At 65.6% G+C, this 13,368-nt stretch carries 10 protein-coding genes and 1 other RNA gene; 2 read left to right on the forward strand and 9 right to left on the reverse strand.

The genetic code is table 11. The annotated features are described in order from the left end of the window. The first annotated feature begins 58 nt into the window (after window positions 1–58). Window positions 59–1,690, forward strand: a complete 1,632-nt coding sequence (locus ACN0S5_RS02080; protein ID WP_417205482.1) for a tryptophan halogenase family protein — start codon at window positions 59–61, stop codon at window positions 1,688–1,690. A gap of 18 nt (window positions 1,691–1,708) precedes the next feature. Here ACN0S5_RS02080 and ssrA read toward each other — a convergent pair. The 9 genes from ssrA to ACN0S5_RS02125 all read right to left on the reverse strand — a co-directional run bounded on the left by ssrA (window position 1,709) and on the right by ACN0S5_RS02125 (window position 11,734). Beyond that, window positions 1,709–2,058, reverse strand: a transfer-messenger RNA (tmRNA) gene (ssrA, locus tag ACN0S5_RS02085). 18 nt (window positions 2,059–2,076) lie between these two features. Further along, on the reverse strand, window positions 2,077–2,967 hold the full coding sequence (locus tag ACN0S5_RS02090; protein ID WP_417205484.1) for a fatty acid desaturase: 891 nt from the start codon (window positions 2,965–2,967) through the stop codon (window positions 2,077–2,079). A 5-nt stretch (window positions 2,968–2,972) separates the two neighbouring features. Further along, complete coding sequence (locus ACN0S5_RS02095; RefSeq protein ID WP_417205486.1) at window positions 2,973–5,600, reverse strand: chromosome segregation protein SMC; 2,628 nt, start codon at window positions 5,598–5,600, stop codon at window positions 2,973–2,975. After that, entirely contained in the window at window positions 5,597–6,730 is a 1,134-nt protein-coding gene (locus ACN0S5_RS02100; protein ID WP_417205488.1) for a metallophosphoesterase family protein, read from the reverse strand. The genes ACN0S5_RS02095 and ACN0S5_RS02100 overlap by 4 nt, the downstream gene beginning before the upstream one ends. Before the next feature lie 121 nt (window positions 6,731–6,851). Next, window positions 6,852–7,688 (reverse strand): amidohydrolase family protein, encoded by an 837-nt coding sequence (locus ACN0S5_RS02105; protein ID WP_417205490.1) that lies wholly within the window; start codon window positions 7,686–7,688, stop codon window positions 6,852–6,854. Between the two features lie 12 nt (window positions 7,689–7,700). Beyond that, window positions 7,701–8,780, reverse strand: coding sequence for a Gfo/Idh/MocA family protein (locus ACN0S5_RS02110; RefSeq protein WP_417205492.1), 1,080 nt, complete (start codon window positions 8,778–8,780; stop codon window positions 7,701–7,703). 130 nt (window positions 8,781–8,910) lie between these two features. After that, the gene (locus ACN0S5_RS02115) at window positions 8,911–9,903 is read right to left on the reverse strand and encodes a sugar-binding protein (RefSeq protein WP_417205494.1); all 993 of its coding nucleotides are present in this window, start codon (window positions 9,901–9,903) and stop codon (window positions 8,911–8,913) included. Window positions 9,904–9,938: 35 nt separating this feature from the next. Beyond that, entirely contained in the window at window positions 9,939–10,997 is a 1,059-nt protein-coding gene (locus ACN0S5_RS02120; protein WP_417205496.1) for an ABC transporter permease, read from the reverse strand. Next, on the reverse strand, window positions 10,994–11,734 hold the full coding sequence (locus ACN0S5_RS02125) for an ATP-binding cassette domain-containing protein (RefSeq protein WP_417205498.1): 741 nt from the start codon (window positions 11,732–11,734) through the stop codon (window positions 10,994–10,996). Before ACN0S5_RS02125 ends, ACN0S5_RS02120 begins: the two co-directional genes overlap by 4 nt. A gap of 295 nt (window positions 11,735–12,029) precedes the next feature. On the opposite strand from ACN0S5_RS02125, the gene ACN0S5_RS02130 reads away from it, so the two are divergent. Further along, complete coding sequence (locus ACN0S5_RS02130; RefSeq protein WP_417205500.1) at window positions 12,030–13,052, forward strand: LacI family DNA-binding transcriptional regulator; 1,023 nt, start codon at window positions 12,030–12,032, stop codon at window positions 13,050–13,052. The last annotated feature ends 316 nt before the right edge of the window (window positions 13,053–13,368 follow it).

Genomic DNA, 13,368 nt, shown 5'->3' on the forward strand with positions numbered 1-13,368 from the left:
TTGATTTGCGCCGCGACCGGGGTAGGCTGCCGTTAGGGAAGTCAAAAGGGGGCAGGGCATGACGGCACCGATCCGGAAAATCACCATCGTCGGAGGCGGCACCGCGGGCTGGCTGGCCGCCTCGCTGCTCAACAGCCTGTTGCGCGAGAAACGCCCGCCCGAGGATGCGGTCGAGATCACGCTGATCGAATCGCCCAACATCCCGACGGTCGGCGTCGGCGAGGCGACGGTGCCCAACATGCCGCGCACCCTGTCCGATTGCGGGATCTCGGAGGCCGAGTTCTTTCGCTGCTGCAATGCCTCTTTCAAGCTGGGGGTGCTGTTCGATCACTGGAACGTGGACGCGGACGGGCAGCCCGTGTCGTATGTCAATCCGTTTGACGCGCCGCCGCCGCTGAACGGTGCGCCGCTGGCCGCATATTACCTGAAGTATGGCGCCGGAGACCTTGATTTTGTTCATCTCTTTTCGCCTTGCCTTGACCTGCGGGATGAATTGCGCGGGCCGCGCCCGTTCCGCGCCGGAGAGTTCGCCAAAGGCACCGGGTTCGCCTATCATCTGGACGCCGGAAAATTCGCGGCGCTGCTGCGCGACACCTGCGTCGCGCGCGGTGTGGTGCATGTCTTTGACAATCTGGAGGAGGTGGAACTGGACGAGACCGGCAAGGTCGCGGCGCTGCATCTGGAAAAGGGCGGGCGGCACGGGGTCGAACTGGTTCTGGACTGCACCGGCTTTCGCGGGTTGATCATCAACAAGGCCCTGGGCAGCGAATTCATCAGCTATTCCAAGTACCTCGCCAATGATCGTGCGATGGCGGTGCAGGTGCCGCACCTGAGCGACGACATCGAGCCGATGACCCGCTCGACCGCGCTGGGAGCCGGTTGGACATGGCGGGTGCCGTTGTTCAACCGGGTCGGCACCGGCTATGTCTTCTCCAGCGCGCACCGCACCGATGAGCAGGCCCGCGATGAGCTGATGTCCTGGGTCGGCCCGGCGGGTGAGGGGCTGGAGCCGCGCGTGATTCCGATGCGGATTGGTCGCAACCGCGAAAACTGGGTCAAGAACTGCGTCGCGGTGGGCCTGTCCGGGGGCTTTATCGAGCCGCTGGAATCGACCGCGATCCACATGATCGACATGGCCGTGCGGGCGCTGATCACCTATTTCCCGGACACCGGCTATGCCGATCCGCTGCGCCACCGCTACAACCGCCAGATGGAACGGCTGTACGATGAGGTGCGCGATTTCATCTGCCTGCACTATGCGTTGGGGAACCGCACCGACAGCCAATACTGGATCGACGCGCGTGAGGAACTGGCGGTGTCGGACACACTGGCCGAAAATCTGGCGCTGTGGCGTCACGCGCTGCCGCAGCCCGGCGATCTGGACTCGGCCGTGTTGTTTTCGGCGCAGGTGTATCAGGCGGTCCTGCTGGGCAAGCGGGTTTATGACATGGGCTACAAGGCCGAGAATTTCGCCGCCGGATACGCGCTGGATGAGGACCGCTGGTGGGAGTTCGTGGCGCAACGGCGGGCGCGCTACGCGGAGTTCGCAAGCCGCGCGGCCAATCACCGGCATCTGCTCCGCGAGATCCGGGGCGAGCTGATGGGACGCGAACGGCGCGCCGTGGAACGCGGCGAGGCGGTGAATGTGCCGCGCGCCGCACCGGATCTGGCCGAAAGCAGCATCTTGTAGTGAAAATGGGGGGGGTAAAGTGCAGGCTTCTGTTGCCAGGTGCCTGCGAACCCCGCCTTACGCTGCTAGGCGCAAGGGCTTAGATTTCGGTATTTCTAACAGCTTACGCTGCGAGAGCCACCGGAGCACGATTGTTGTTGGCAATTGTACTTTGTGAACCGATAACGGTGGTATCTCACCGGGACAAAGCCACATCTTTACGCGTTCGTCGATCCTATTTCGTCCCCAAGATCCCCCAACAAGGGATATATGGTGGAGACGCCGGGTACCGCCCCCGGGTCCGATCCGTTTATTACATGCGCGTTTATGCCCATAGTTCCCGAGGGAACAGATTGAATATAGGCAGGTCTTGCGCCGTTGCAAAGGGGTATTCGGCGGAATCGCCGTCAACGCAGGGTCGACAGGTATTTGGCGGTGAAGCGGCGGTATCCATTCTCTGTCACGGCCAGATGCGGTGCCATATGGGCGTGCAGCGCGGGCAGTTGGTGAAACGGCACCGCCGGAAAGCTGTGGTGTTCGGCGTGATACGGCATGTTCCACGCCAGCCAGCGCACAAGCCGGTTGGTAAAGGTGGTGCGGCTGTTTTCCAGCATATTGGCGACAAAGGCGCAGCGCCCGTGTTCGGCCAGCAGATACACCCTGAGAAAGGGTTGCCCCAGCAGCAGCGGGATCAGCCAGACCCACAGCAGCGCGGTGCTGCCCGCGATGAGGCTGAGCAGGAGCAGGCATGCGTAGAGACCAAGCAACCGCCGCGCCTCGCGGGTGAGATCCGTGCGGCGGGCCGTGGGCACATAGGCGGCGTCGCCCTGTCCGGTAGCATTCCGTATCAGCGTGCGGGCATGGCCGGTCCAGACCGGAAGGCCCGAGACATGGTGCAGCCAGCCGCGCAGGGCCTCGGGCTTGGGCTCGGCCAATTCCGGATCTTTGCCGGGGATCTGCGTGTGGCGGTGATGGGCAAGGTGAAACCAGCGAAACCAGACCGGCGGCAGGAACAGCAGCGCTCCGCAGAGCAGCCCCGCCGCGCGGTTAAGCCAGCGGGTGCGAAAGGGCGTGTCATGCACCGTTTCGTGCAGCAGCGTGAACAGGAACACCAGCAGGATGCCTTGAGGCAGCATGAGCACCGGCCAGAACGGGACGCGGGCAAGGATCAGCGCACCGATGACAATGATCGCGCCAAGGTGGCTGGCCAGATGCCAAAGCCCCGGCGCGTCGCGGGTTTCCGTCAGTTGGGCGCGGGTGTCGGCGGGCAGTCTGGCAAGGACGGCTTTGTGATCCATCGGGCCTACATGTCCAGCAGACTATCGCCGGGCAGGCGCAGCGGCTGGAGGCTCAGTTGCTGGCCGCCAAGTTCGCGAAAGGCGCGTTGGCGGCAGGTCAGGACGATGATCTGCATGTCGCCCGCTTGCCGGTGCAGGGCGTCGAACATCCGCTCGATCCGGTCGTCGTCGGTGTAGACCAGCGCATCGTCGAGGATCACCGGCGCGGCGCGCCCGTCCTGCGCCAAGAGCCGGGCAAAGGCGAGGCGGACCAGCAGGGCCAGTTGTTCCTGCGTGCCGCCAGAGAGGATGTCGACCGGTTCTTCGCGCCCGTCGCGGATCAGATGGCGCGGCAGCAGGTCGGAATCGTCCCAATCCAGTTGCGCCTCTGGCCAAAGCAGTTGAAGAAGTGGCCGCAAGGTATTGGCAACAGGCGTGAAATACCGGTCACGTGCGGCGATCCTCGCGGCCTCCAGCGCGGTGGCAAGACGTTGCAGGACAGCAACCTCGCGGGTCATGCGGGCAAGGTCGGCCTCGGCGGCGGTCAGATCCTGCAACAGCTCCTCCAGCCGTTCCTCGACCGCGCCATCGGCATTGCGGCGCACCCGTTCGTCCAGCCGCGCAAGATCCATGTTCAGGCGCGAGATAGTGTCATCCGCCGCGCGGTCCGCCGATTGTGCACGCGCCAGCGCGGCTTTGGTGTTTTCGAGGTCGGGCGCGGCGGCCTTGGCCTGCGTGCAGGCGGTTTCGGCCTCTGTCAGCGCGGTTTCGGCCTGCGCCAGTTCGGCGGTAAGGGCCGCGTCCGAAATCGGCTCGATCCGCGACAGCGCGGCCTCGGCGCGGGTCAGGCGGTCCTCGGCGGCCTGCGCTGCGGCCTGCGCGCGGGCGGCCTCCTGCCGGGCCGCATCTAGCCTGTCGCGCGCGGTTTCCAGCGCGGTTTCGGCCGTGATCCGGTCGGCGCCGCATTTGGCGCGGGTGGCGTTGGCCTCGTCGAGCGCGGGCGCATCGCCGGCGTCATCCGCCAACGGCGCGGGCAGCGCGGCAAGCGCATCGTGCAGCGCGTCCAGCCCCTTGGGCGCATGCGCCTTGAGCGCGGAGGTCGCCTCGGACAGCCTGCGTTCAGCCTGCGCGCGGGCGTCGGCCTGCGCGCGGGCGGTCTCGATCGTGTCGACGGCCAGCCTGCGCAGCGCGCCGGTCAGCGCCTCGCTGGCGGCATCGACGCTGCCATCCTCGCCTTTGCCGCCGGGGGTGAACCGGATCTGCCCGATGCCGTCTATTTCCAGATCCGTGGTGGCGATCAGCGGCAAGGAGGTGGCGTCGGGCAGGGCGGTGCCGTCCCGCCGGATGTGGCCCTGATGACCGGGGGCATAGCGGAGTTCCAGCCGCGCGGCGCTGGCGGCTTGCAAGGCGCGCGCCTGTTCCAAGGCGGCGGCCATGCGTTCAAGGGTCTTGAGGTCATCGGCGGTGGGGCCGGTTGCGGCGGCGGCGCGCGCCGCGTCGGCGGTCTCACGCAGGGCTTCAGCCTTGGACAGGCGGTCTGTCAACTCTGCGCGCTGCCGGGCGGTGTCCTGCGCGCGCTCGGCGCGTTGGGCGGCGTGCAGGCGCTGTTCCGCCTCGGCCAAGGCGGCGCGGGTGGCGGTCAGAGTCTCGCGCGCGGCCTGCGCCAGATCCTGAGCGTCCGTCTGCGCCTTGTCCGTCGTCGCGCGCGCTGCGCGGGCGGCTTGCGCCTGCGTGCTGGCCTCAGCCTGTTCTGCGCGCGCCTCTGCCTGCGCGCGTTTGCGGGTCAGCAGCCCGTCCCGCCGCAGCCGCGCGGTATCGGCGGCGCGGGTCAGAGTGTCGACCTGCGCCGCGTGCCGTTCCGCTGCGGCAAACGCGGCGGTGGCCTCTGTCAGGCGGGATTTGCGGCGCTCCGCGGCCTCGGGGTCGGTCAGTTCCGCCAGTTCCGCGCGGGCGCGTTTGCGCGCCGACAGGTCGTCTTGCAGGGCGGCGACGGTCTGGGCCATCTCTTCGTGCTGGGCACGCAGCCCCTCGGCCCGGTCCTGCGCGGCTTTCCACGGGCCGCCGGTGCGCGGACGCCCGGTGGCGGTGGCGTAATTGTCCAGTTCCGCCCGACAGCGTTTCAACGCCGCATCCATACGCTGGCCGCCGGTCATGGCCTCGACCTCGCCGGTGACGGAGGACAGCAGGTCGCGGCGCACCTCGCGGGCGGCCTCGCTTTCCCGTTTGCTGCCGTCATCCAGCGCGGTCAGCCCCTGACGCACCCAGAGCAGGCCCGCCGGGCCACCCGCGTCGGTCGCGGCAAGGCGGGCAATCCATGCCTCGGCCTCATCGGCCTGCGCGATCAGGCGGCCATCGCGGTGCACCGTGGCCCGCGGCTTGGAGATCCAGCGTTTGGCGAGGGTGAACAGCCCGCCATCGGTTTCGACCTCGGCCAGCACCTCGGGCGCGCCGCCCGCATGGGGTTGCAGCGCCTTGATCTCTTTCGGGCGGCCGCCATGGGCGGTGAAAAACAGCGCCTGCAAGCCGTCGAACAGCGTGGATTTGCCCTGTTCATTCGGGGCGGCAAGGACGTTCAGCCCGTCGCTGAGGCCGGAGAGTTCGACTGGCGAGGTGAACCGGCGAAGGTTGTGGACGGCGACGCGGCGCAGCTTCATGAGGTGGGTTCCGTCACATAGGCATAAAGCCGCGCCAGCGCCTCTGCCGCGATGCCGCGATCCTCGGCAGAGCGGGTTGTATCCTCTGCTTCTGTCTTGAGGTCTTCGGCGGCTTGGCGCAGCGCGCCCGCGTGGTCGATGGCCTCCATGTCGACGGTGTCGAGCAGCGCGCCAAGGCGGTCTGTGACCAGTTCAAAATGGGCGAAGTCCGGGGCGGCGGCATGGGCGGCGCGTTCCAGTTCGGCGCGCTGCGCAAGGCTGGCCCAGCCGATCGCCCTGACCCGCATCAGCACGTCGCGCCTGCCAGTCTCCGGCAGGAGGCCTGTCAGCGCCTCCGGCGTGTCCAGTCCCGCCTGAACCGGCAGTTCCGTTTCCGTCCAGTGGAACTGGCCGGTTTCGATCTCGTCCACACGGGGGGCGGCACCGGGGCCGTCGATGGTCACCGCAAGGCAAACGCCGCGTCGCCCGTGCTTGAACCGATCCTGTTCCGGCGTGCCGGGGTAATGCGTGCGCGGGCCGATGGTCAGCCGCCCGTGCCAGTCGCCAAGCGCGAGATAGTCCAGCCGCGCGCTTTCCGCCCGGTTGGGCGGGATATGCGCGCCGGTGTCCTCGAAATCGGTCACGCCGCCATGGGCAAGGCCGATCCGCAGAGCGCCCTCGGGCGCGGGCAGGGCCGCCAGACCATCGGTCAGATCGCGCCCCGGCGCACGGTGCGTCACCGGAGCAGGCAACAGGCAGGCGCTGTCGTCCAGCATCACGGGCGTGGCGGTGGTCAGCGCGTGGACGTTGGCCGGGGCCTCTGCCATCAGCCGCTCCCACAGCGGTTCGGCATTGCGCAGGTTGTCATGGTTGCCGGGCAGCAGCCACCAATGGATTGCGGCATCCTCACCCATCGCGGTGAGTGCCTGCCGCAGCACATGGGCCGAGGGCGTGGCGGTGTCAAAGGTATCGCCTGCCAGCAGGATATGCGCCGCGCCATGACGGCGCGCGGCCTCTGCCAGCCGGGTGATGACGCCGTGGCGCGCCTCCATCAACCGGCCGCGAATGTTGCCATCCTGCGGTTCCGGGATATTGGCGAAACGTCGGCCAAGGTGGAGGTCGGAGGAATGGATAAATCGGATGGGGGGCATGCGAAACAGTCTCTTTGCCGCCACTCTTTCAGGGCAGCGGGCAGAGTGCAATGGACGTAACAAGGGAGGGCGGTTTACAGCGGCGCGGCACGGCCATCGGCGCGCGCAAGGACCACGCGGGTCAGATCCGATAGAACGCCGCCGCCGTGCCGCCGAAAATGCGCGCCCGCGCGTCCTGCGCCAGATGCGCCGTCAATCGCTCTGCCATGGCGTGCCAATCAGCATATTCGCAGCGCAACCGCGCCACCGGCCAGTCCGAGCCCCACATGACCCGCTCAGGCCCAAAGGCCGCGATCACGTGGTCGGTGTAGCGCTTCAGCAGCGACTCTGCGGGCATGTCATCCGCCTCGGTCACGAGGCCCGACAGCTTGCAGAACGCAGCGGTGCCCTCGGCCAGCCGGGTCATGCCCTCTGCCCAGGCGTCGAAATGCGCCTCTGACGGGTCGCGCAATTGCGGTTTCAGGCAATGGTCCAGCACCGCGCGCAATTCCGGATAGCGCCGCAGGAGCGTCAGAAAATTCGCCTGATGGCGCGTAAAACCGAGGCAATCAAAGGTCAGGTCCAGATCAATCAACGCCTCATAGGCCCATTGCACATCCGGCCTCAGCATCCAGTCGACGTCCGGGATGTCCTGAATCATCGGCCGCACGCCCACGCATTTCGGATGCCGGGCGAGGCGTTCCAGCGTGGCTTTCTGAGCGCGATCCTCGAAATCGATCCAGCCGACAACCGCCGCCACATGCGGGGTGCTGTCCGCGATGCCCAACAGGTATTCGGTTTCCGCAACCGAGGGCGCGGCCTGCACCAGAACACTCCGGGTGACGCCGGTGGCCTGCAACGCCGGGGCCAGATCCGCGGCGGTGTAGGGGCGGCTCAGGATCGGGTCGTCATCGGGCATCCAGCCATAATCGCCCCGCGCGGGATTCCAGAAATGGTGGTGGGCGTCGATCCGGGTCATGTCGGCTTCCGTTCAGAAAACAAGACGGCGGTCTGTGCGCGGCACGTCCCGGATCGTCGTCCGGTCCGGATGGCCGGGACGTGGCGGCTGGGCGATGCTGTGCGTCGTTCCCGACTGCATCGCAGCCTCGATCGCGCGCAGGATGGCCACGTCGGCCAGACCTTCGCCGCCGTCATTCTCCGGGCCTGTACCGCTCTGGATGCAATCCGAAAAATAGGCCGTCTGCGCGCCGAAATGGTCGCAATCGGGCGCGGTAAAGGCCGATTGTTCGACACCTTCGGCCCGGTGGCGCAGCCCGATATGGCTCTCGAACCGAAAGGCCGGGTCGACAATCAGCGTCCCCTTGGTGCCCATCACCGTATAACTGTCCTGCTCGTCCGTGCCAAAACTGACCACAAATTGCGCCAGCCTGCCGCGCGGAAAGCGCAGGGTCACGGCAACGCTTTCCGCAACCTCCGAGAATCGCGGGTCATTGTCCCCGTTGGACCCCATGGCGCTCACCTCGACCGGTTCGTCGCCAAACACATGGCGCGCGGCGTTGAGACAATAGACACCAATGTCCTGCAACGGGCCGCCCCAGTGTTCCGCCCGCAAACGGTGATTGCCTGCGGCGGTCTGAATGCCAAAGACCGAACTGAAAACCCGCGGATCGCCGATATCGCCGCGCCGGATGCGGTCCAGCACCTCGACGGTGCCCGGCTCATGGTGCAGCCGGTAGGCAGTCATCAGCAGCGCGCCCGAGGCCGCGGACGCGTCGATCATCGCCTGACATTCGGCCTGGGTCAGGGCAAGGGGCTTTTCCACCAACGCGTGTTTGCCCGCTTTCAACGCCCGAATGGTGTAGTCCGCGTGCATCGAGTTCGGCAGCGCGATGTAGACCGCGTCGATCCGGTCCGAGGCCAGCAGGGCATCGTAGCCGTCATAGCCGACCACCTCGGGGACATCGTGAAACGCGGCCAGCTTTCCGGCGGCCTCGGCGTTGCCGCTGACAATGGCGGTGATCCGGGAATTGCCGGTCTGCGCCACCGCCGGCATAAAGGCGATCTGCGAGATCCAGCCCGCGCCGACCACGGCGTATCGCACCTTGTCCATCCAACCAGCCCCTTTCTGTCGTTTCTTCTCTGTAAAAATCCCCCGGGGGGCGCCCGAAGGGCGGCGGGGGCAGCGCCCCCAAGCCAACGGCGGCGCCGGGGCGCCGCCGTCACAGGTCACGCGGTGTCGATCACTTCACGCAGGTGTCGACGTTGTCGTTGTTGCAGATGTCGAGGCCAGTATAGATCGGGTCCTCGACGTCCTTGCCCTCGACGATGTCCTTGAGGATGTACATCGCCTTGTAGCCCATCTCGTAGGGGCGCTGGCCGACCAGACCGTTGCCCAGACCGTCCTTGGTCTGCGCCAGCTGCATCGGCAGCGTGTCGGCGACCACGATGGTCAGCTCACCGGCGTCCATCTTGGCCTTATACGGCTCGGCGGCGTTGCGATAGGCATTGTCGAACCACTGGGTAAAGGCACCGGTCGACAGGAACGCCGTCAGGTCCGGGTTGGCGGCCAGAATGTCGGTCATGCCCTGCACGGCGACGTTGCCGTCATCGTTGGTGATCAGCGGGCAACCGGCGATTTCGGTCCAGCCGTTGTCACCGTCCAGCGGGCGGCCCGGAGGATCGCCAAGGTCCATGCCGGCCAGCGTCTCACGCGCGCCCAGCAGGCGTTCGTTGTGGTTGGCCGCCGCCGCACCGCCGGTTTGCAGGCAGACGGTGCCGCCATCGGGATGACGCGCCATCACCAGCTCTGCGAGGTGCACGCCGATGTTGTAGTTGTTGGTGCCCACATAGGTGGTGCGCAGGGCGAGATCCTCGGGCAGCAGGTCCGAGTCCCATGTCATGACGGGAATACCGGCATCCATCGCGCCCTTCAGCACCTTGGCCATGGCCGGTGCGTTGGAGGGGGCCACCGCGATCCCGTCGACACCTTTGGTGATCAGGTCCTGAACGATCTGGATCTGCTCCAGTTCGGTGTGCTCACCGGGGCCGATGTATTCGCAGGTCACGTCCGCCAGCTCTTCCTGCGCGGCGTAACAGCCGTCGCGGGCCAGATCGAAGAACGGGTTGTTCATCGCCTTGGGCACCAGCGCAAAGGTGTAACCGCCGTGGCTTTCGGCAAAGGCCGGTGCGGCCAGTGCGCCCAGCAGCGCGGTTGCGGTCAGTAGTTTCTTCATGAATTTTCCTCCCGTTGTCATGAAGTTGGGGGCCATTATTTGCCCCCGCGATTGCGGAGTTGTTCCAGCAAAACAGCAAGGATGAGGAACAAGCCGACAAAGAATTGCTGCCAGAGCGCCGGGATTCCGGCCAGCAGCAGCGAGTTGCGGATCAGTTCGACCAGCGCGGCCCCGATCGGCGCGCCAAGCGCATAGACCACGCCGCCCATCAGGTTGGCCCCGCCGATCACGCTGGCCGCGATGACGTTCAGCTCATAGGTGGCGCCCATGCCGTTGGTGGCAGACCCGGTGTAGCCGATGAACATGAAGGCCGCGATGCCGGTGCACATGGAACAGACCATGTAGACAGAGACGATCACCCGTTCGACCGGGATGCCCGACAGCTTGGCCGCGTGGGCGTTGCCGCCGATGGCGATGACCCAGCGGCCCCATTCGGAATACTTCCAGACCCAGAGGAAAAACAGCGTCATGGCGGTCAGCACCCAGACGACATTGGGCACACCCAGCATGCTGCCGCCGCCGATCCATTCAAAGGTGTCTTGTCCGGGGCCGAATTCATAGATCATCTTGTTGTTGGAGATCACCATGGCGATGGACCGTGCCATGGCCAGCATCCCCAGCGTGACCACAAAGGGAGCCAGCCGGACATAGGCGATCAGCACCCCGTTGATGAACCCCACCAGAGCGGCCGTGCCGATGCAGACAAGAAAGCCGACGCCGACGCTCCATTCCGCATTCAGCACTAGGGCAAGGTTGATGCCGCACAGGCCCAGCAGAGATCCGACCGACAGGTCGATCCCGGCGGTGCAGATCACCGCCGACATCCCCAGCGCCATGATGCCGAAGAAGGCCATGTTGCGGGTAATGTTGAACATATTGCGTTCGGTAAGGAAGGCGTCAGAGACAAAGGTCATCACTACGCCGATGGCAAAGATCGCTACGAAGACCCAGAACGGCTGGGTCCGCAGGATCGCCCCAATACTGGAGACCTCCTGCCGGAGCGTGATGCTTTCGTCGATGGCGGCGTGATCGACCGTGGGCGTCTGCGCGGTCTGGTCGTGGGCGTCTTGCGGGGTCTGGGTATTGTCGGTCATGCTGCCTGGATCGCTCCGATGATGAGGCCGGTCACTTCTTCCGGGCTGGTATCGTTGATCTTCTTGTCGGCGACCTTGGTTCCGCGCCGCAGCACGGCAACCCGGTCGCAAACCTCAAAGACGTCGGGCATCCGGTGGCTGACCAGAATGACCGCGTGGCCCTGATCCTTGAGCCGCTTGATGAGGTTCAGCACCTCGGCGACCTGCCGGACCGAGATGGCGGCGGTGGGTTCGTCCATCAGCACCAGTTTCGGTTCGGACAGGCGGGTGCGGGCGATCGCCACCGCCTGCCGCTGTCCGCCGGACATCTGTTTGACCAGATCGCGGGGGCGGGTTTCGGATTTCAGTTCGCCGAACAGTTCGCCAGCGCGGGTGTTCATCGCCTGATGGTCCAGCTTGCGGAACGGCCAGATCCCCTTTTTGATCTCTCGGCCCAGAAAGACATTGGCCCCGGCGGTCAGGTTGTCGCACAGCGCCAGATCCTGATAGACGATCTCGATCCCATTTTCGCGCGCGTCGATGGGGCGTGTGAAATGAACCCGCTTGTCCTCGATCAGGATTTCGCCCGTTGTCGGGGGAAAATTGCCGGCGATGATCTTCATCAGCGTCGATTTTCCCGCACCGTTGTCGCCCATCAGGCCAACCGCTTCGCCCGGCTCCAGCTTTAGGTCGACCCCGTTAAGCGCGTGGATTGCGCCGAAACTCTTGGTGACGTGTCTGAGCTCCATCAAGCTCATGGGCAACTCCCTTTCATCCCTCGTCCTTGGGCATCCCGAAGGATGCGCCAGGACAGACAAACACATACCCAGACACGGAAAACACCGCATCATGGGACCCGCGCCTGTATCGGCGCCCCGGTATGTCGATTTGCAAGGGCCGCCTTTTGCGGCGGCCTCCTCCCTTATTGTGTGCCAGAGTATGCCCAGTTACCGCTAAACACAAAGCCTCTAGACCCGGAAAAAATGATGTGAATAACATCAAAATTCGGAAAGCAGGCCAATGTGGCCGTGACCACGGGGGGAGGCCGGTGACGTGACCACGTCAGATCGCAAAGCAGGTTGGAAAGGCCCGACAATTCAACAGGTCGCCGAGGTGTCCGGGGTCGGCCCCGCCACCGTGGACCGGGTGCTGAACAACCGCCCCGGTGTGCGCGAACAAACGCGCCAGCGGGTGCGCATCGCGTTTGAGAAATTGCGGCAGGAAACCTCGGACGCCAAGCCGCTGCGCATCGCGTTGCACTGTGAATCCGGCGACAGTTTTAACGGTGAGGTCAGGTCCGCCATCCGGGCCCTGCACCGGAGCGAGCCGGGGGTGGTTGTGAGCAGCGCCTTTACCATGACCAATGAACTGGACGCCAATGTTTTTGCCGCAAGCTTGCTGGAAGACGGCGGTCGGACCGACGGCAGCGTTGTGGTCGCGCGCGAGCACCCGGCGATCAACAGCGCAATCCGGCAATTGCGGCGGGCGGGAAAGCCGGTGGTCTGCCTGACCAGCGATCTGCCCAGCTCGCGCCGGAATACCTATGTCGGCAATGACCAGCACGCGGCGGGCGGCGTGGCGGCGCAGGTGATCGGGCGGTCGTTGCCAAAGGCAAGCTTGCGTATCCTGCTGATCATGAGCGCCGCCTTCCGCAGCCAGAAAGATCGCGAAATGGGATTCCGCCGGGTCCTGCGCGCCAGCTTTCCCCACTTGCGGATCGAGGAGCGCCTGTTTTCCGATGACAGCCCGGAAACCACCCGCCAGCAGCTTGCCGATTACTTTGATCTCAACGGGGTGCCGCCGGCGATCTACAACGTCGCCGGGGCCAACCGGGGGGTGGCGCAGGCGCTGGAGGACACCGGGCGCGCCGAGGATACCATCCTTGTGGGGCACGAATTGACACCGGTGTCGCGCCGATTGTTGCAGGCAGGCACAATGGATTTCATTGTTTCGCATGATCTGGAAGCGGAACTGACGCAGGCGGTGCGCTGGATCGGCGCATTCCTCGAAGGGGTGACAAGCGAGCCGGACCCGACCCAGATCCTGCTTCATACCCGGTACAACTGCGGCGCCTGACACCCGGACTCGGATGGGGCCAAGGTGGCCGGGACCATGGGTTGCGGGAGGTGCCAAGGGGCACCGCTATCGGTCGGCGCAACCGGGGATCGGGGTGCTGGGGCCACCGCAGGCCATCACCGTCATGCAAAGGGACGCGCACCAGCGCGGCCCTTTATTTGTGGTTCGGGTTCAGATGTTACCGCAGATCTTCGGGCAGCAGGTCGTCGGGCATGTTCTGGTAGCAGACCGGTCGCAGGAAGCGGCGGATGGCCATGGTGCCGACGGAGGTTGCGCCAAAGTTGGTCGAGGCCGGGTAGGGGCCGCCGTGGACCAT

It is taken from the genome of Antarctobacter sp. (assembly GCF_048262615.1).
In the GTDB taxonomy this organism is placed as follows: Bacteria; Pseudomonadota; Alphaproteobacteria; order Rhodobacterales; family Rhodobacteraceae; genus Antarctobacter.